This is a genomic window from Flaviramulus basaltis (genome assembly GCF_900114265.1).
Taxonomy (GTDB): Bacteria; Bacteroidota; Bacteroidia; order Flavobacteriales; family Flavobacteriaceae; genus Flaviramulus; species Flaviramulus basaltis.
In genome coordinates, this window is record NZ_FPKV01000005.1 from 117,955 (window position 1) to 136,919 (window position 18,965).

General features: G+C 35.3%; 18 protein-coding genes. 12 read left to right on the forward strand and 6 right to left on the reverse strand.

All coding sequences use genetic code 11. From position 1 onward, the window contains the following. Positions 1-14: 14 nt before the first annotated feature. The 11 genes from BT151_RS17045 to clsB all read left to right on the forward strand — a co-directional run bounded on the left by BT151_RS17045 (position 15) and on the right by clsB (position 11,428). Positions 15-845 (forward strand): universal stress protein, encoded by an 831-nt coding sequence (locus BT151_RS17045; protein ID WP_072403563.1) that lies wholly within the window; start codon positions 15-17, stop codon positions 843-845. A gap of 3 nt (positions 846-848) precedes the next feature. After that, on the forward strand, positions 849-1,691 hold the full coding sequence (locus BT151_RS17050; protein WP_072403564.1) for an ATP cone domain-containing protein: 843 nt from the start codon (positions 849-851) through the stop codon (positions 1,689-1,691). A gap of 30 nt (positions 1,692-1,721) precedes the next feature. Further along, positions 1,722-1,976: a hypothetical protein gene (locus tag BT151_RS17055; RefSeq protein WP_072403565.1), complete on the forward strand. Its 255-nt coding sequence runs from the start codon at positions 1,722-1,724 to the stop codon at positions 1,974-1,976. Between the two features lie 15 nt (positions 1,977-1,991). Then, the gene (locus tag BT151_RS17060; protein ID WP_072403566.1) at positions 1,992-3,368 is read left to right on the forward strand and encodes an MBL fold metallo-hydrolase RNA specificity domain-containing protein; all 1,377 of its coding nucleotides are present in this window, start codon (positions 1,992-1,994) and stop codon (positions 3,366-3,368) included. A 29-nt stretch (positions 3,369-3,397) separates the two neighbouring features. Beyond that, on the forward strand, positions 3,398-4,900 hold the full coding sequence (locus BT151_RS17065) for a thymidine phosphorylase family protein (RefSeq protein ID WP_072403567.1): 1,503 nt from the start codon (positions 3,398-3,400) through the stop codon (positions 4,898-4,900). Positions 4,901-4,910: 10 nt separating this feature from the next. Beyond that, a complete protein-coding gene (locus BT151_RS17070) occupies positions 4,911-5,804 on the forward strand; it encodes a ribose-phosphate pyrophosphokinase (RefSeq protein WP_072403568.1) in 894 nt (297 codons plus the stop codon). Between the two features lie 44 nt (positions 5,805-5,848). After that, positions 5,849-6,451 carry a hypothetical protein gene (locus BT151_RS17075; RefSeq protein ID WP_245794909.1) on the forward strand — a complete coding sequence of 201 codons (603 nt, stop codon included), beginning with the start codon at positions 5,849-5,851 and terminating at the stop codon, positions 6,449-6,451. Positions 6,452-6,457: 6 nt separating this feature from the next. Next, positions 6,458-6,751 carry a phosphoribosylpyrophosphate synthetase gene (locus BT151_RS17080; protein WP_072403570.1) on the forward strand — a complete coding sequence of 98 codons (294 nt, stop codon included), beginning with the start codon at positions 6,458-6,460 and terminating at the stop codon, positions 6,749-6,751. Positions 6,752-6,816: 65 nt separating this feature from the next. Further along, entirely contained in the window at positions 6,817-8,964 is a 2,148-nt protein-coding gene (locus BT151_RS17085; protein ID WP_171946658.1) for a copper-translocating P-type ATPase, read from the forward strand. After that, positions 8,964-10,187 (forward strand): MFS transporter, encoded by a 1,224-nt coding sequence (locus tag BT151_RS17090; protein ID WP_072403571.1) that lies wholly within the window; start codon positions 8,964-8,966, stop codon positions 10,185-10,187. The genes BT151_RS17085 and BT151_RS17090 overlap by 1 nt, the downstream gene beginning before the upstream one ends. Before the next feature lie 62 nt (positions 10,188-10,249). Further along, entirely contained in the window at positions 10,250-11,428 is a 1,179-nt protein-coding gene (clsB, locus tag BT151_RS17095) for a cardiolipin synthase ClsB (RefSeq protein WP_072403572.1), read from the forward strand. 760 nt (positions 11,429-12,188) lie between these two features. On the opposite strand, the gene BT151_RS17105 is transcribed toward clsB, so the two are convergent. Then, positions 12,189-12,383, reverse strand: a complete 195-nt coding sequence (locus BT151_RS17105; RefSeq protein WP_171946653.1) for a helix-turn-helix domain-containing protein — start codon at positions 12,381-12,383, stop codon at positions 12,189-12,191. A 142-nt stretch (positions 12,384-12,525) separates the two neighbouring features. On the opposite strand from BT151_RS17105, the gene BT151_RS17110 reads away from it, so the two are divergent. Continuing rightward, positions 12,526-13,017: a hypothetical protein gene (locus BT151_RS17110; RefSeq protein WP_072403575.1), complete on the forward strand. Its 492-nt coding sequence runs from the start codon at positions 12,526-12,528 to the stop codon at positions 13,015-13,017. A 122-nt stretch (positions 13,018-13,139) separates the two neighbouring features. On the opposite strand, the gene BT151_RS17115 is transcribed toward BT151_RS17110, so the two are convergent. The 5 genes from BT151_RS17115 to traM form a co-directional block, all read right to left on the reverse strand. After that, a complete protein-coding gene (locus BT151_RS17115; RefSeq protein WP_072403576.1) occupies positions 13,140-14,678 on the reverse strand; it encodes an IS1182 family transposase in 1,539 nt (512 codons plus the stop codon). Between the two features lie 68 nt (positions 14,679-14,746). After that, complete coding sequence (locus BT151_RS17120; RefSeq protein WP_072403577.1) at positions 14,747-16,495, reverse strand: hypothetical protein; 1,749 nt, start codon at positions 16,493-16,495, stop codon at positions 14,747-14,749. Positions 16,496-16,506: 11 nt separating this feature from the next. Then, positions 16,507-17,052: a conjugal transfer protein TraO gene (locus tag BT151_RS17125; RefSeq protein WP_072403578.1), complete on the reverse strand. Its 546-nt coding sequence runs from the start codon at positions 17,050-17,052 to the stop codon at positions 16,507-16,509. A 2-nt stretch (positions 17,053-17,054) separates the two neighbouring features. Next, positions 17,055-17,996, reverse strand: a complete 942-nt coding sequence (locus BT151_RS17130) for a DUF4138 domain-containing protein (protein WP_072403579.1) — start codon at positions 17,994-17,996, stop codon at positions 17,055-17,057. A 13-nt stretch (positions 17,997-18,009) separates the two neighbouring features. Then, a complete protein-coding gene (gene traM, locus BT151_RS17135) occupies positions 18,010-18,915 on the reverse strand; it encodes a conjugative transposon protein TraM (RefSeq protein WP_171946654.1) in 906 nt (301 codons plus the stop codon). Positions 18,916-18,965: the final 50 nt, after the last annotated feature.

Genomic DNA, 18,965 nt, shown 5'->3' on the forward strand with positions numbered 1-18,965 from the left:
AAAAATTATACAAAATGAAAAATATACTAGTACCCACGGATTTCTCTGAGAACTGCACCAAATCTGCACATCTTGGGATTAAAATGGCAAAATTATACAATGCTGAAATACACTTTTTACATTTAATGACCACACCCGTAGATTGGGTAAAACTGGATAAACTAAAAGAAAAAAGATACCCTGAAACATTGAAACAGATAGGCATTGCAAAAGCAGCTTTAAGAGCGTTGGAAAAAAATGCAGAAAGTCAAGACCTTAAATGCCGGACCTTTCTTCAGTTCAATTCAGGAGAAAAAGATATTATAGAGCATTCAGGTCATTTTCATCACGATTTCATTATTACTGGAAGTAGTGGTACGAAAGGTGTTATTAGAGAAATAACTGGCAGTAATGTGGAGGAGATAGTGCGAAAAGCAAAGGCGCCCGTTATCGTTGTAAAAGATGAAGAAGTAATATTTCCTTTTAAGAATATAGTTTTTGTATCAGATTTTAAAGAAGACCTAGCTGGTGCTTTTAAACAGGTAATATCCATAGCCAAAAAATGCAATGCTCGAATTCATTTATTGCGTATAAATACTCAAACAGATTTTAATAGTATTGAGCTTGGTTTGAACCCAATTGAACAGTTATTGCAAAAATTTCAAGAGTTAAAAAACTACTCAATGGCGGTTTATAACGAACCATCTGTAGAAACGGGCATCAATACTTTTGTAAAAGAGCATCCGACAGATTTAATAGCGATGGTTACACACGGTAAGAGTGGGTTTTTAAGCCTATTCTCTAAAAGTATTGCTGAAGGTGTAACCAATCATTCTACCTTACCCGTAATGACAATACATATATAAACAATGGGTAATACAATAAATATAGTAAAACATTCTGGAGATACTGTTCCATTTGATGTGGATAAGCTTATCAATTCCTTAAGACGTGCACAAGCGAGTGAAGAATTGGTTCAGCAGATTGTTTTTCAAGTTGAAGAGCAAATATATGATGGCATTACCACTAAAAAAATCTACCAAATGGCATTTAAGATGCTTAAAGGTAAATCACGTGTAAGTGCCTCAAAATACAAGCTTAAAAAAGCATTGATGGAATTGGGCCCTTCTGGTTTTCCTTTTGAAAAGTTGGTAGGCAAACTAATGGCGTACGAAGGGTTTACAACACAAGTTGGTGTGATTGTGCAGGGCAATTGCGTTCAGCACGAAATAGATGTGATAGCGCAAAAAGACAATAACCATTATATGATTGAATGCAAATATCACAGTGACCAAGGCAGATTTTGTAATGTAAAAATCCCATTATATATCCATTCAAGATTTTTAGATGTTGAAAAACAATGGGAACTCCAAAAAGGTCACGAAGCTAAACTTCATAAAGGAGGTGTATATACTAATACAAGATTTACCACAGATGCGATACAATATGGTAAATGCGTGGGACTATTATTGACAAGTTGGGATTATCCAATGGGAAACGGTTTAAAAGACAGAATAGACAAGTTGGGACTGCACCCTTTAACAGCTTTAACAACGTTGACCAAAGCCGAAAAAGCAAAGTTATTGGATAAAGGTATTGTGCTCTGCAAAGATCTTCACGAAAATCCTACGCTATTGAAGCAGATAGGAATTGATAAAAAAAGACACAAAAAGATTTTAGAAGATTCAGAAGCGCTATGTAAAAGCACTTAAGGATTATTAATAAACCTTAAAACAAAACTTATGAAAACAGATGAACTGCAAAAACAGAACAGCATAGATTTAGAGCCATTTTACCAAGCACTGGAAGATGATTCTAAACTACTTGAAGAAGCCCTTGAAATATTATTGGGGATGGTAAACTTTGAACCTAAATCCGTAAAGAAATTGGCGCTTCTTATTAAAGAAGATTCCCGCAATCTATATAATGAAATAGCGGAATTGAGCAAATCAAACCAAGATAAAGGAAACACACCTTCCTGCTGTGGTGGAAACTAAATAAATACTATAAAGATGAAAAACAATAAAATAAACATCCACTTTTTAGGAGCGGCAGGCACCGTAACTGGCTCAAAATATTTAGTGGACATAGGAAATAAAAAAATACTGATAGACTGCGGACTTTTTCAAGGATTAAAAGAATTACGACTCAAAAACTGGGAATATCCACCAGTTGAAGTTTCAGAAATTGATGCAGTATTGCTTACTCACGGCCATTTGGACCACACAGGTTATCTGCCTCGATTGGTAAAACAAGGATTTAATGGACCTATCTATGGCACCAATCCCACCTTGGACATCGCTAAAATCATTTTGAATGATAGTGCGAAAATACAGGAGCAAGAAGCTGAACGTGCCAATAAGGAAGGCTATTCCAAACACAGTCCGGCAGAACCACTTTACGATTTAAAGGATGTAGAAAAAACCATTCCGTATTTTAAGAACGTTCCACAATCGCAATGGATTCCACTGTTTGACGATATTAGAGCTCGATTCCAGTACAACGGACATATTCTAGGTGCTACCTACATCGAATTGGATGTAAATGGAAAACGTTTTGTTTTTTCAGGAGATATTGGAAGAACCAACGATTTATTGCTCTATCCACCTCTAAAACCTAAAAAAGCGGATGTACTATTAATAGAATCTACTTATGGCGGAAGGTTTCATCCCGATGAAGTGGAAGCACTTCCGCAAATTGAAAAATTGGTCAATGACACCATTAATAAAGAAGGAAGTTTATTCGTTCCAAGTTTTTCAGTAGAACGTGCCCAACTGATGATGCTGATTTTTTGGAAATTACTCAAGGAAAAGAAAATCCCAAAAGTACAAATGATAATGGATAGCCCAATGGGAGCTAGTGTATTGGAATTGTTTCATCGTACAAGGGATTGGCACAGATTGGAGGACAATGAATGTGATGAAATGTGTTCACACTTTACGGTCGTAAGCAGTTATCGTGAAACAATGGAATTACGAACCGACGACAAACCAAAAATCGTGATTGCGGGAAGCGGAATGCTTACTGGTGGTAGAATGCTCAACTATCTTGAAACCCAAGCACAAAACCCAAATAACACTTTGCTTTTTGTAGGCTATCAAGCTGAAGGCACACGTGGAAGAAAATTATTAGAAGGTGAAAAAGAATTAAAAGTGTACGGAAAATGGGTCCCCTTTCATATGGAAGTAGCCGAAATTCAAGGCCTCTCGGCACACGCAGACCACGCTGAACTTATAGATTGGATGAGTAAAATAAAAAATAAACCAGCACGAATTTTTATTGTGCACGGAGAAAAAGAAGGTGCGGAAGCCCTTCAAAAAGGAATTAAGGAAACCTATGGGTGGGATTCTGAAATCCCACAACTCTACAACATTGAAGAAATAGAATAGGTTTTGGAAATCTTGAAAATTTAAAAATTATGGAACAACACTCAAACATTCTAAAATATAAACGTCTTGGCATTTATACACAGAACGAAAACGTAGTATATATGCATGAAGATTGCCACGTCTGTGTTTCTGAAGGTTTTGAAGCGCTCACACGAATAAGGATATCAAATGCAACCACATCAATTGTAGCAAGTCTTAATGTTTTAAATTCAGATATTCTGCTACCAAATGAAATTGGGTTATCAGATGCTGCCGCGAAAAAACTAAATGTTTCTCAAAATGACACGCTGTATGTTTCCCATTTGGAGCCTATTGAATCTTTAAGCCACGTTAGGGCTAAAATCTATAATCAAAAACTGGATTGCAAAGCTTATAACGAAATTATAACCGATATCGTGGAAGGCGATTATTCCAATATCCACCTTTCGGCATTTATAACAGCCTGTGCAGGCGACCGAATGGATATTGATGAAATATCTGATCTCACAAAAGCAATGATAGCATCTGGTAAGCAACTGAATTGGAAAAAAGAAATCGTGGTCGATAAGCATTGTATTGGCGGATTGCCTGGCAACAGAACAACACCACTGGTAGTTGCCATAGTTGCCGCTTATGGGCTTACAATGCCAAAAACATCTTCACGGGCTATCACTTCGCCGGCAGGCACAGCAGATACTATGGAAGTACTGACCAATGTCACCCTTTCTTCCGAAGAAATAAAAGCTGTGGTTGAAAAAGAAGGAGGCTGCATAGTTTGGGGCGGTACAGCCCAATTGAGTCCTGCGGACGATATTCTTATTAAAATTGAAAAAGCTTTGGATATTGATAGCGAAGGACAGCTCATTGCTTCGGTACTTTCAAAAAAAGCTGCGGCAGGTTCCACACACGTTGTCATTGATATTCCCGTGGGAGAAACTGCCAAGGTGCGCAGCATGGAAATGGCACAAAAACTAAAAAACCATATGGAAACTGTGGGTAACGCTGTTGGACTTAATGTGAAAGTTATTATTACAGATGGCTCACAACCAGTTGGTAGAGGCATTGGTCCGACTTTAGAAGCCATCGATATATTAAAAGTTTTAAAAAATGAAACTGATGCACCAAATGACCTAGAAAAAAGAGCATTGCTTTTGGCTGGCGAACTTATAGAACTTTCGGGGAAAGTCGGAAAAGGTAAAGGAACGAAAACCGCCAAAGGAGTACTTAAATCTGGTCAGGCTTATAAAAAATTTCTTGCCATTTGCAATGCACAAGGTCGCTTTTCAAAGCCTGTTTTAGCGCCCTATAAAATAGAAATTAAAGCAGAAAAGTCAGGAGTTTTAAAAAGAATCGATAACCGAAAAATTGCAAAACTCGCCAAGCTTTCAGGAGCACCTCAATCTAAATCCGCAGGAATTCTTTTAAATGCACATTTGGGAGAATCAATTAAAGAGAACCAATTACTATACACTATATATGCTGAATCCAAAGGCGAGCTCAACTATGCGTTGGATTATAAAAATAACCACAACGACATCATAACCATAATTTAAAAAATGTACTATGAAAACAATATTATTCAGTCTTCCCGGAAATGAAGAACTCACAGAGCTTTTGGTAAAAAAAATGGATGCAGAAATAGGCAAAGCCACTTTGCGCAACTTCCCTGATGGAGAATCCTATACACGTATCTTATCTGATGTGAAGGATAAATGTGTTGTACTGGTATGCACCTTGCACGAGCCAGACAAGAAACTGTTACCTCTCTATTTTTTAAGTCATACTGCCAAATCACTAGGAGCAATGTGTACGTGTTTAGTGGCACCCTATCTCGCCTATATGCGTCAGGACAAAGTCTTTAATGAAGGTGAAGGTGTTACTTCGAGTTTCTTCGGAAAATTGATTTCAGGTTTTGCCGATAGCATTACCACGGTTGACCCACACTTACATAGAATTAGCTCTTTAGGGGAAGTATATAAAATTCCAAACAAAGCAATTCACGCTGCCGATGCTATTTCAGATTGGATAAAAGAAAACATAGAAAACCCTGTACTTATAGGTCCAGATTCTGAAAGTGAGCAATGGGTTTCTGAAGTTGCTAAAAATGCAAAAGCACCATTTACGGTATTGCAAAAGGTGCGTCACGGCGACCGTCATGTGGAAGTCTCGGTTCCAGATGTAGACAAATACAAAGATGCTACACCTATTTTGGTAGATGATATTATTTCCACGGCGCGAACAATGATTGAAACCGTACAACATTTGAAAAAAGCAGGGATGAAACCACCTATATGTGTTGGTATCCACGCAGTATTTTCAGGTAATGCCTATCAAGATTTATTGGATTCTGGTGTAGAAAAAATAGTCACTTGCAATACCATTCCGCATCCTTCAAATGAGATTGATTTAAGCGATATAATGGCAAAAGAGGTAAAGAAATTAATGCACCATATATGAGAAAAAAAGGCTTCATATTACTATTCATCTTATTCAGTATTACAATGACTGGACAAACTGAAATGCTCATTGGGCAGATTTCTGGAAGATTTGTCATTCGGGAGAATTTTGATGAAAAAGGTGCTTTTCTCAACAAACAAACTTTTGAAGCTGGTAAAACAATTGAGAAAAATGGCTATTATGAAATTGAGGTAATCACAGAATTATTTGACAAAGAAAAAAAATCTACCAACAAATACACCACGACCTATCGCTGTAAGCCTGATGAAGCCAGTATAATGGTTATGGCATTTCCATTTTCCAAACCAAAGTCAAAGGAAACCGAAATCAATACCACTTCTAAAAATTTTAAAGAACTATACGATTTAAATATCCTTGAAGATATAGAATTGGAAATGAGTTTTGATTCGGGCTTGTTAAATTTCTTTGGTTCCAAAAGTATGATAAAAATATACAACCGTGAATCGGAAGTTGGTCAAGACAATAACAACATCAAGTCCAAAATTAATATTAAGGCCTATGCATTGGGCATTCGTATTATGCAACTTAACTATACCGTCAACGAAAAATTAAATCTGAACGGCCTATTGTCCTTTCAGAGATTTACAGAAGAAGATAACAGTTATTTTACAATGACTTATAAATAAAAGAAAATGAACAATTACGATACTCTTTCAGAAGCTATAAACGATTTACAGGCAAATGGTTATACTTATGATTTTAACCTGAAACCGAAATGTTTGGAATGTGCTTCATTAAAACTGGAATTAAACCCGGAAGATTTTGAAGTGGATGAAACTTTTCGTTTTGAAGGGATGAGCAGTACCGATGATAACAGCATACTATATGCCATTTCATCCAAAAACGGAATAAAGGGTCTTTTGGTGGATGCCTACGGCGTCTATGCCGAAAACATTTCAGAAGCAATGCGAAAAAAATTACGATAACACTTAAATAGAATAATATGGACAATAACAAAAATCACAAGGATAAAAAAATGGACCATTCGAAGATGGATCATTCTAAAATGAATCATGACAAAGATGACCACTCAAAAATGGATCACTCGAAAATGGATCACTCGAAAATGGAAGACCCAAAATCGGACGACCATAGTAAGATGGACCACAGTAAAATGGATCATTCCAAAATGGACCATTCCAAAATGAAACACGACCACGGAAGCATACCAATGGGAATGGCGGGTCACGACCATCATAAAATGATGATAGCCGACTTTAGGAAACGGTTTTGGGTAACCCTAGTACTTTCCATTCCAATATTGTTCTTCTCGCCAATGATTCAAGATTTTTTTGGATATGAATTTTTACTTCCCAGCAATCCTTATGTGCTTTTTGCACTTTCATCTGTTGTATATTTTTATGGTGGTTGGCCATTTTTAAAAGGATTTTGGTCTGAAGTAAAAAAGGCAGCCCCTGGAATGATGACCCTTATCGCCATGGCAATAAGTGTGGCATATTTTTATAGTTCCGCAACGGTCTTTGGTTTAAAAGGAGTGGATTTCTTTTGGGAACTAGCCACTCTAATCGCCATTATGCTTGTTGGTCATTGGATAGAAATGAAAAGTGTTTTGGGTGCATCAAAGGCATTACAGCTACTGGTAAGTATGATGCCTGCCGAAGCCCATAGAGTCAAGGGTGACACTATTGAAGATATTGCACTTGAAGATTTATTAAAAGATGATGTAATATTAGTAAAACCCGGAGAAAAAGTTCCTGCTGATGGAATTATTACAGAAGGGTCTAGTTATTTGAACGAATCAATGCTTACGGGAGAGTCAAAACCAGTAAAAAAAGACGCAAAAGACAAAGTGATTGGTGGTTCTGTTAATGGTAATAGTACGTTAAAAGTTAAGGTAGAACATACAGGCAAAGATAGCTATCTCAACAAGGTAATCACAATGGTTGAAGAAGCTCAAAAAACCAAATCTAAAATGCAAAACCTTTCTGATAGGGCTGCAAAATGGTTGACATATATCGCTCTAGCCATAGGTTTTGGGACACTTGCAGTTTGGTTGATTTTGGGCTTTCCATTTGTCTATGCTTTAGAAAGAATGGTTACCGTTATGGTTATTGCTTGCCCACATGCACTTGGTCTTGCTATTCCTTTAGTAGTAGCAATTTCTACCGCAGTATCTGCCCAAAATGGACTATTGATTAGAAATAGAACTGCCTTTGAAGAATCGCGTAAGATAACCGTCTTACTATTTGACAAAACTGGAACATTGACCAAAGGAGATTTTGGTGTTACTCGAATTGAATCTGTAAATGCTACTTATTCAGCTGAAGAAATTTTACGCCTTTCAAGTTCATTAGAGCAAAGTTCAGAACATCCTATTGCAGTAGGAATCATTAAAAAAGTCAAGGAAGATAATGTTGCTATTCCAAATCCTGAAAACTTCAATGCCATTACTGGCAAAGGTGTAGAGGCAAACGTGGAAGGTAAGCAAGTAAAAGTAGTAAGCCCTGGCTATTTAAGAGATGAGAAAATAATTATTCCTGAAGATGCCTACAGTGATGCGGCAGAAACTGTTGTATTTGTTTTGATTGAAGGGGAGTTAGCAGGATATATTGCGCTTGCAGATGAAATTAGACCAGAATCCGCAGATGCTATAAAAGTATTTAAAAAGAATAATATTAAAGTATTTATGGCTACTGGTGATAATGAAAAAACGGCCAAAGCTGTTAGTGACAAACTTGGATTGGATGGCTATTATGCCGAAGTGTTACCACATCAAAAAGTAGAAATTGTAAAAGAATTACAAGGTAAAGGAGAATTTGTTGCTATGACTGGTGATGGTGTAAATGATGCGCCCGCATTAGCACAAGCCAATGTTGGAGTTGCAGTAGGTTCAGGTTCTGATATTGCTGCTGAAACTGCCGATATTATATTGGTAAACAGTAATCCGCAAGATATTGCAAACCTTATTTTGTTCGGAAAGGCTACCTACAATAAAATGATTCAAAATCTAATTTGGGCAACGGGTTATAATGTAGTGGCCATTCCATTAGCAGCTGGCGTACTATATTCTTCAGGATTTGTTTTAGGTCCTGCCGTAGGAGCTGTATTTATGAGTTTAAGCACAATTATTGTGGCTATTAATGCGCAATTATTAAAGCGAAAAATCGGTAAAAAATAATGAACAAGAAAGAAAAGCTCAATAGGATTTTTTTAATCCTATTGAGTTTGTTTGTGGTAATGTTGGGCTATGGTATTTTATTGCCTACCCTTCCCTACTATACGGAGAGGCTGGCGCTCAAAGATAATTTGGATACTGATCTAGTCAATTTTCACATTGGATTACTTACCAGTATTTACCCCCTATTTCAACTACTTTTCGTCGTGATTTGGGGAAAACTTTCAGATAGATATGGACGCAAACCCATCATTATTATTGGTTTGATTGGTTTTGTAATAATGCAATTACTTACAGGTCTTGCCACATCATTAACAATGCTTTATGTAGCACGCATTTTTGGAGGTATATTCACTTCTTCAGTTATTCCGGTTAGTAATGCATATTTAAGTGATATTACGTCCGCGAAACGTAGAACCAAAATAATGGCTTGGTCTGGAGTTGCCATTAGTTCGGGCGTTATATTTGGTCCTGTTATAGGAGGATTCCTATCTCAAGTACCTTTGCATTTAGAATATTCTATTGGAACACTGCACTTAAATCGATTTTCAGTACCATTTATTTTTGCCGCACTAATTGGGTTAATAGTCTTACTTATTATATCAAAATGGTTAAAAAATACAGCACGAGTAAATAAGTTTACTACGGAAAAAATGAGCTTTCGATTTTCATTCAGTAAGTACTTCATCGTTATTTTAATAATATCTTTTGTGATGCAATTCGTCGTCACATTATTTGAAACTGTGTTTTCTATTTATGGTAAAGACGAATTGGCATTTAACAGTAACCAAGTCGGCATCGGCTTTATGCTTTGTGGATCGGTAATGGCAATTTTACAACCTGTATTTGCCAGTTATGGTGAAAAGATTTTATCGGCTAAAAAACAAATCGCATTAGGATTGTTCATTTCAGGAATTTCACTAATCGCTTTTCCTTTTTTTAAAAATGAATTCTTCATATACGGGCTAATTATTGTCTTTGCCGCAGGTGGAGCTATGGTAACACCAAACTTACTCTCGGCAGTCTCATTAATATCACAGGAGAATACGGGCAGAAATATTTCCATACAAAGTTCGACCAATAGTATCGGTCAAATTTTAGGTCCCGTTTTAGGAACGTGGTTAGTTGCTGGTGGTTTTTATTACCCTTTTATTATCGCTGGGTCGGTTGTTTTAGTTACTATGGGATTTGTTTTACCCTCAATGAAATTGAATAATAAAACGTAACGAATACCTTAGAGTGAAATTTATAATTTAAAAAATAACCAATAATAATACTAAGCATTTTGATGATTCATAGATCAACAATTGACAAACTTCACCATAGTACTGATGATAATGGATATATTAAATTGCTGCATTCTGGTGAAGAGTATTTTCTTCGACTAAAAAAAATAATTCAAGATGCACACAAAGAAATACATCTACAAACCTATATTTTTGACAACGATGAAACAGGGAACAGCATAGCAAACTGCCTGATAGAAGCTGCACAACGAAATGTAAAAGTGTATGTTTTATTGGACGCTTATGGGAGTGCAGCACTTCCCTATAGTTTTGTACAGGATTTGATACATCACGGTATTTTTATCCGTTTCTTTTCCCCTATTTTTTCCTTGAACAATTTTTATCTGGGCAGGCGTATGCATCATAAAGTGATGGTTGTTGATGGAAAAATGGCACTGATAGGTGGAATTAATATTGCCAATAAATACCATGGAAATCTAGAATCGGAACCTTGGCTTGATTATGCCGTACAACTAGATTGCCCTGCAGCCGAAGATTTGCAAAAATTATGCAGAGATTACTTTTTTAAAAAAGGAAGTTCAAAAAAAATAAAGCCAGTCTTGCATTCAGCTGGCAGAGCACTTGTTGGAATTATTCAAAACGACTGGTTAAAAAATAAAACAGAAGTTTGTGATGCTTACACTAATGCGATACTTAGTGCAAAAAAGGAAATAGTTATATTGGGTTCATATTTCTTACCGGGAAGAAAGATGTCCAAAGCACTAAAAAAAGCTAGTATCAGAGGCGTGAAAATAACAATAATTTTAGCAGGCATTAGTGATGTACCTCTGGTACGAAGGGCAACCGAACATTTATATTCAACCTTTCTCCACAATCACATTCAAATATATGAATGGGAAAAGTCTGTATTGCATGGCAAAGCCGCGGTAGTAGATAGTCACTGGTCAACAATTGGTTCTTTTAATCTAAACAGTCTTAGCTGCTATGGCAGCATAGAAATGAATGTGGAAATATATTCATCTATTTTTGCCGAAACATTACACTCGGATTTTAATAGGGTTATAAATGAGTGCAGAAAAGTCACCAATAACAAACTTAAACAAAAAGCAAGTATCCTTAACAGACTAACAGATTGGTTATCCTACCACATTATAAGATCTACAATGCTTTTTTTGACTTTTTTACCACACTTGAGGGCTTTGAAAAAATATCGTTTATAAATGCCTTGAGACTCGGTATTGGCAATTATACGATCTGTATTAACCAATTTATAAGGAAAAGGTTTTTATCAACCAGAGAACAATTTGTTTTGAGGTTATTCATTTTGGGAATTTCATTAATATCACAAGAGAATGCTGACTGAAATATATCTATACAGAGTTCTACTAACAGTATTGGTCAGATTTTAGGACCAATAATTGGAATATGGCTGATTACTGATGGGGTTTTCTATTCATTCACTATTGCAAGGTTAATTATGATATTAGTTACAGGGTTAGTTTACTATTTGAATAAATAAAATATGAAATTGTAACTCATAATATCCTTTTACAATCATATATTTCAATGAATTTACCTTTTTTAGAAAACCAAAAAAACATTTATGATTAACAACGTCTAAAATTTAAGACCTCTTGAAAGTTCTATAAATTCAAAATATGCATGATTTTGAATAGTTCTTCTTTTACTTTCTAGATATGTTAAAGTGCACAACTATTTAAGTTAGAACTGACTTCTATATTCATTGACGTAATCAGAAAATTTTGAAAAAAGTTTTGGACTCGATATCGGGTTTGCTTAGTCTTTTGGTAAGTCTGTTGCATTCCGGTTTCAGTCTCCAAGATGCCTTCGCTTCGCTCAGACAATCTTGGAGAATTCACCTTCATTACACAGACCCACCCAAGACCGCGCATAAAGACAAAGGGAACTTAAAAAAGTTCCCTTAGACTTTATTTTTTCCACAGCCCACCCTAATAAACATTAGTTAGTTCGTTGATATGAAGCCAGATTTGTAAATAGAATTTTATCAAGAGGAACTTTATATATTAAAGATAGGGTATGAAGGTGCTTCAATGAAATATGAATAGAACCTTTTTCAATTTTACGATACCCAGATTTGGATATCCCTAAACTATCACCAACATACTCAAGAGTATAACCATTTAGTTTTCGCAAGTATTCTAAATTTTTCAAAATCCCTTGATGTAGCTCTATAAAATCATTCATTAAACAAATATATATAAAAAAGTGGATTTAAAATACACTTTTTTATATATATTTGTTATCTTTGTATCATTAACCCCACAAATTATATATCATGAAAAATACACAAATCTTACTGGCTACCTTAGTGCTTGCAGGTATGCTGTTTTCTTGCAACAATGATGATGACGGTATCTCTGTTGGAGATAGAGCAACTGCAATTTTAGGTCAATGGGAATATGAATCTATAATGTCGGATAGGGCAGTAGATTTGAATGGAGATAATATATCCAATATTGATTTATTTGGAACGCAAGAATTGCAACAATGCGTTAAGGATAATATAACCACATTTACTGATAGCGGACCATCGGATAAACCTGAATTTAACGTTACCGAAAACAATTTAGCATGTAGTGGTAATGATCCATTTTCGTTTGTATACGAAGACTTTTGGACACTTACCAACGATAATTCCGTCATTAGTTTTGAAAATCAAAGCTCCTTTAGGATAATAGAGTTCTCAAACAACAAACTGGTTGTGGAAAAGGATGATGTTTTTGATGGTTTGGAATATGTTAGAACCATAGTTTACACAAAAAAATAGCAAGAAAAGAGGTCGTCTAAAAAGTAATTTTTAGACGATTTTCTTTTTAATATAATTTCTATTTTGAAGATGTAGGTAATTTTAGGATTTAAAAGAGGCTCGTAAAAAGTTTGTAAATTGGTTTATATAGTTAAACTGTACTTTTTAAGGTTGTGTGCCATTGCAATTAATCCTATTTCTATATTTACTTTATCGATTCCTCTTAACATAAAGCGCTTAAAGTTCATGTTTTGCTTAATATTTCCAAAAACAGCTTCCACATCCCAACAGCGTTGTTTTCTTTTGGCTACACCTTGCTCACTAGTTAACAAGGTCTTAGCTTGAGACTTTAATCGTATCAGGTTATAGTTGCGTTCTATAATACGATTCGTTTTAGATTTATGGCAACGAGTTCTAAGCGGACAGCCCTTGCAGTTTTGAGCTTGGTATCTGTGGAGTTCTTGCTCAAAACCATTTGTAGTTTTCTTTTTATAACTTCCAATATTGGTCATCGTTTGCCCCATTGGGCAGAAGTAAGTGTCTGTTTCTTTATTGTAATGCAGTTGATCTGGATGAAAAGGATTCATTTTTCCTTTCTTTTTATCCTGTTGTTCCTTGTGGAAGTAATTGTATTTTACAAAAGCTGTTATGTTTTTATCTTCTAAATCGGTGTAATTCTCTTCACTACCATAGCCCGCATCTGCTGTGAGTGTTTCTGGTTTTTCGTTGTAGTTTTCAATGTGATTGTTCAGATGATCTTTTAATGTAGTGGTGTCCGCTGTGGTTTGTGCTAAGGTGTAGTTAGTAAGGTATTGATTGTTGGTGGAAGCTTGTATGTTGTAGGCGGGTTTGAGCTGTCCGTTCTGCATGTGATCATCCTTCATGCGCATAAAAGTAGCATCTGGATCCGTTTTACTATAACTGTTTCTTTCTTTTAAAATGGCTTCCTGATTTTGGTATTTAGCCATATTTGTTGGCCAGTTTTTCTTGGCATAGTTAAGCTTTTGTTTTATTTTTTTATCAATCTCTTTACCCTGTAGTGCATTATTGATTTGATTGATGGTTGCTTCAACTTTAGCTGCATCAATGGCTTCAAAGTCTGGAGTGTTGGGGATATGCTGTTCGTCTTTATAGACTTTTTCTACATAAGACCAAAGTGCTTTTAATTGTTTTTTAATACGCTCCTTACTGGTTTTTATTGACTTGCCCCAAACAAAAGTATAACGATTGGCATTGGACTCAATCTTAGTGCCATCTATATAAATATCTTTTAAACTAATAATGCCTTGTTCAACTAAAAGCAAAACTACTTGGTGAAAAATTTTCTTTAGATGGCCTTGCAGACGCTTGCCTCTAAAGTCGTTTATGGTATTGTGATCTGGTTTACTTTGTCCGCTGAGCCACATAAAATGAATGTTCTCATGTAATGCTTGTTCTATTTTACGAGAAGAATACAAATTTCGTAAGTATGCATAGATAATAACCTTGAGCAACATGCGTGGATGGTAGCTGGAAGTTCCGCCACCTTTATAGCTTTTTTCTAAAGCACTAATATCAACATGATCAATTATCGTATTTACGATACGAACGGGATGATTAACCGGTACCAAATCATCATACCTTGGAGGTAAAAGACTTAATTGGTATTGATTATAAGTCTTAAAAACTACTTTTCTACTCATTCTTAAATTTAAGAATTTACTAGAAATATGGCAAAAAAAAAGCTGCCTTTTCAGACAGCCTCTTGCTTTTAGACCCTTATAATGCTTCCCCTCTCGGTTTCACTCCATTGTCCATTACTATCCTGAATTCTGACCTCATACCTTTGGTCTAGGTACTTCAAATCATTTTCTTTCCCCATTGTTTCTAAAGTAAAATATCTGTTTACTCCAGTGCCTCTAGCATCATTATAGCTAAAAAGGAAAGTATCCCATTTGCCACTTTTCCTGTTCCAAATTCGTACTTCTACTCTTTGCAACGATGCTCCATTGAAAGCTTCTGAACAGCTCACGTCCCAGCATGTGTGTATTCTCACCGTATAATCACATCCGTTCCAACCACCACAACTTATATTATGCTTCTCTCCTTTAACTTTAACCATCGGTTTTTTAAACATTGTAATGGGTTCACTAACAGTTTGTGCGATTCCCGTAGAATTCTCAACTCTAAAATTGATGGTGAAATTTTCATCAGTTTGCGGATAAAACTGCAAAGGAGTTGAACCGTAGTCCAATGGTATGGACTCACCTTCCCTGTAACTTCTACCCTTATAGGTTATAAACCCTGCGGTTGCTCCTGTAAAGTTAAATGTCATGTTATAAGTAACTTTTAAATCATGTTCAGATGTGGCGCTAGTAACGGCAGTTAGCAGAAATGGTTGATTCTCGTACTTATCTTGAGAAGATTGACTAACTGTTAAATCAAAAAATTCCTCATACTTTATGTATTGAATATTTACTGTAGCTGTTTTGGGAACATCTGATGAAGACCTTACATTGAATATAATTACATGGTTTCCTTCCGAAATACCTGTGTACGTTCCAGTAAATGAACCAACAGGAACCGAAAAAATTTCTCCTGGTGCATACGTCTGACCGTCATATTCAAGACTACCATTGCTGTCTCCAGATGTATAGAACATGGTATACGTTTCCCCACCAACATCCAATTCTGAAATATTGAAGTTCACCGCAACAGGGTTACCCGTAAACTCATCAGTATCCAATGCATTTGCTGTAAATAGATAGTCTTTATTAAGAACCATCAATATTAATTCTTCTGTTTTTGTTGCTCCATCTGGAGCTTTGGCTGTTACTATCAATTTATGTTCCCCTAGGGTTTCTGGAAGATAACTCAATTCCGACTGACCTTTAGGTAATAAAAATTCTTTCCCCTCTCCATATTCTTCATCTTCATAATACAGTTTACCTGTACCGTTTTCAACTTGATAAGTCATTACAAACTCATTTTCTTCATCCGTAACAATGTTGCGAATTAGTGTAACATTAATTGGGGTTTTTGAATTGATGATAAATTTATTTGACCCTTTATTAAGTAGAAAGCTGAAGTCTGAAAATTTAGTGTCATATAATAACTCTAATTCTTTTTTATTGGAATTGCTGTCCCATGCTATAACTTTGACCTTGTGAATCCCGGTGTTTAGAGGCATGTAATTATATGCAAAATTCAATTTTGAAACATTCAAGGTATCGTTAGCCTTTATGGTATCACCTTCAATAGTTAAAAAATAACCTTCTGCATCAGAAATATTATATTTCATATGATAACTTACAGTGGTAATTTCTTTTTCAGGAATCAAAGAAAATGATGTTTTTGTGGGCGTAAATACAAACCCATCCTCATCATGCTCTTCGGTGAAATTAAAGTCGAAGTTATCAAGGATGATAGGGTCAAAATCTTTGGAACAACCAAAGAAAAGAAGAATTAGAAATGTGAACAGCCCGAACAAGGCTTTAATAATGTTAGCGTGTTTTTTCATTTTGTGTGGTTTTAAAAAAGAAAATATCGTAAGCCTATGCCTGCATATGGATAAAACTTTCCGATATCACTATTTGCATGATAGTATTCATTTGCTTTTATTAAGATTGTAAAATTATTTCCTAAAATTATTTCGCCTTCTAGCCCTACAAATACCCCATATATCAATTGACTTTCAGCATCTATTATTGCACCTGTGTACAAGGTATTGTTCCCATTGTTTATCGACTCATAACCAATGACTCCCCCGCCCCCTATATTAAGTGTATATCTCTTAAAACTGGGTTGTTCCCACACTTTAATAAAATAACCAGGTTGAACCGTAAATATGTTATATGGAATTTCAAAGGTTCCTTTGTCTTCTGCTATAGCAACAAAAACATTTAATTGTGCATAAGTCTTTCTATTTAAATGGTAATTATATGTGGCCATAAAGCCTAAGCCATCTTCAACATATCCAGCGCTTACGCCGATTGATGAAGCATAGTTTTCACCTCTCTGAGCCGAAACGACTAGAACGGTAAAAAATAAAACGGAATTGAGTAGTGCTTTTTTCATGTTTAAAATCGTATAGGTTTATTTAAAATGTCCTTACCTATCCGTAAAGACAAATTCCGATTGCCAGACTCTTCATCGAGTTCAATCAAAAGTGATTTTTTATTATCTAGTGTGAATTGTTTAAACACTAAGACAAAATGATTCTCCGTATTGCCTTTGACTGTTCTAGGCACCTTATACTCATAGAGCAAACCACTTTTTTTGGTTATAGGGATTTTCTGTTTTGTTGTGTTTTTATAGGAACTTTCAATGAAATATTTAATGAAATTTATATCTAAATCAATTCCTTCCTTGTTTTCAAGTTTTAATTGTACATAGAGTTCATTATTGTTATAATATACCCCCTTGAGCCATAAGAAAACATTATCTTTCCGTGCAAAGTAGCGGGGTATTTTAGCTTTGTCAAATTGCATATAAAAACTCTTTCTCCTATAATATTCATAAGGGTTGTCGGCGTATAGAGTCTGTGAAGTAAATTGTGGTATCGAATCATTTGGTACTTCAACATTTTGGTCTATGTCTTCTGTGTGTATTTCTAATGAAGAGCCTAAATTCTTCTTTTTTTTCTCCTTATTAATATTCACTTCCGCCATATCGGAACTGATATTCCATGTCAAATTATTAGGACTATATGAGAGTTTTAGTATAAAGTCATATAAATTTCCAGATTCAGTAATAACCGTAAGGTTTGTAAAATTCTCTTTTTCAACAGCAAGGTCATCATAATAAATTTTCAGTATTCTGCTATTGAATTTGCTTCCTATTTCTTTTGGAAGGTCTATTGAAAAGCCTATATCACTGCCTATAATGCTCTCAGCGATATTTTCTTGAAAGATTAATATTGTTTTAAATTTTCTGGAAACCTCTATGGTGTCTCGGATTCCCTGTCCAAAGGAGCAGTATCCGAAAATTAGAAAAAGTGGGAGTAGTAATTTTGTATTCATATGATATGATTTTTTATTTAGATACTAGGTACACTTTGTGTCCATTCATGAGTAATATTTCGTCACGATTCTTTTTTTTCTTCTGTCCGAAGAACTTACCAAATGCTCTAATAGCGTTATTCGTCATTGGAATATCCACATTATCAGAGAGTTCTTTTGAGATGTCTTGAACAGTACCTTCTTGCACATCTGAATAAAACTCCATAAGTAACTCTCCAGCCTTTTCATTATGTATTCCAAGCCTGTCATCTTCTTCATCCCTAACTTCTAAGGGTATTTGAAAACCATCAATATTCTTTATATCCAATAAGACTCTGGATTGTTTAATATTTGCAGTTGCATAAACAAAAGTATTTTTAGGGAACATTTTTCCGTTAAAATGGAAGTCTTCACGTAAAATCAACGTAACCCTATTACCTGGGATAATAAATTGATCTCTATAAATTGTTGCTCTAATATTCACTTTTGAAATAAGCTCATTTAAATCCGTATTATTTTTAATAGGGGCAGAATAATCTTGACTTCGCGCCTTTCTTTCTTCTTTGGCTTGCTGGAGCATTTTTCTATACTCCAGTCTTTTTTCAGATTCAGAAAGCTGTTTAGGTTTAGACGAATAAGTACTTGTGGGTTTTGAATTTTCTGCTGACAATTTATTATTATCGTATAAATTGGAACTAATGGCATTGTCATCAATGGAAAAACTGTCCAAATCTTCCAATATGCGTTCAAGGGAATCTTTTTCTTCTTCCCTACCCATTATATTTTTAATTGAACCTTTGGAGCGTGAACGCTCCAAAGAATCTTTTATAGACTCTTTAAAGTAAGAATTCGGGTCTTTTATTTCTAATTCATTGGATTGATTGGGTAACGAATTATTGTATCCGTTTTCTATTTGTCCGTCATTGAAGGATACCTTCATCCCGTTAAGACTGGTAGTGACAAAGTATATTAGTAGTAAAATTACGACTG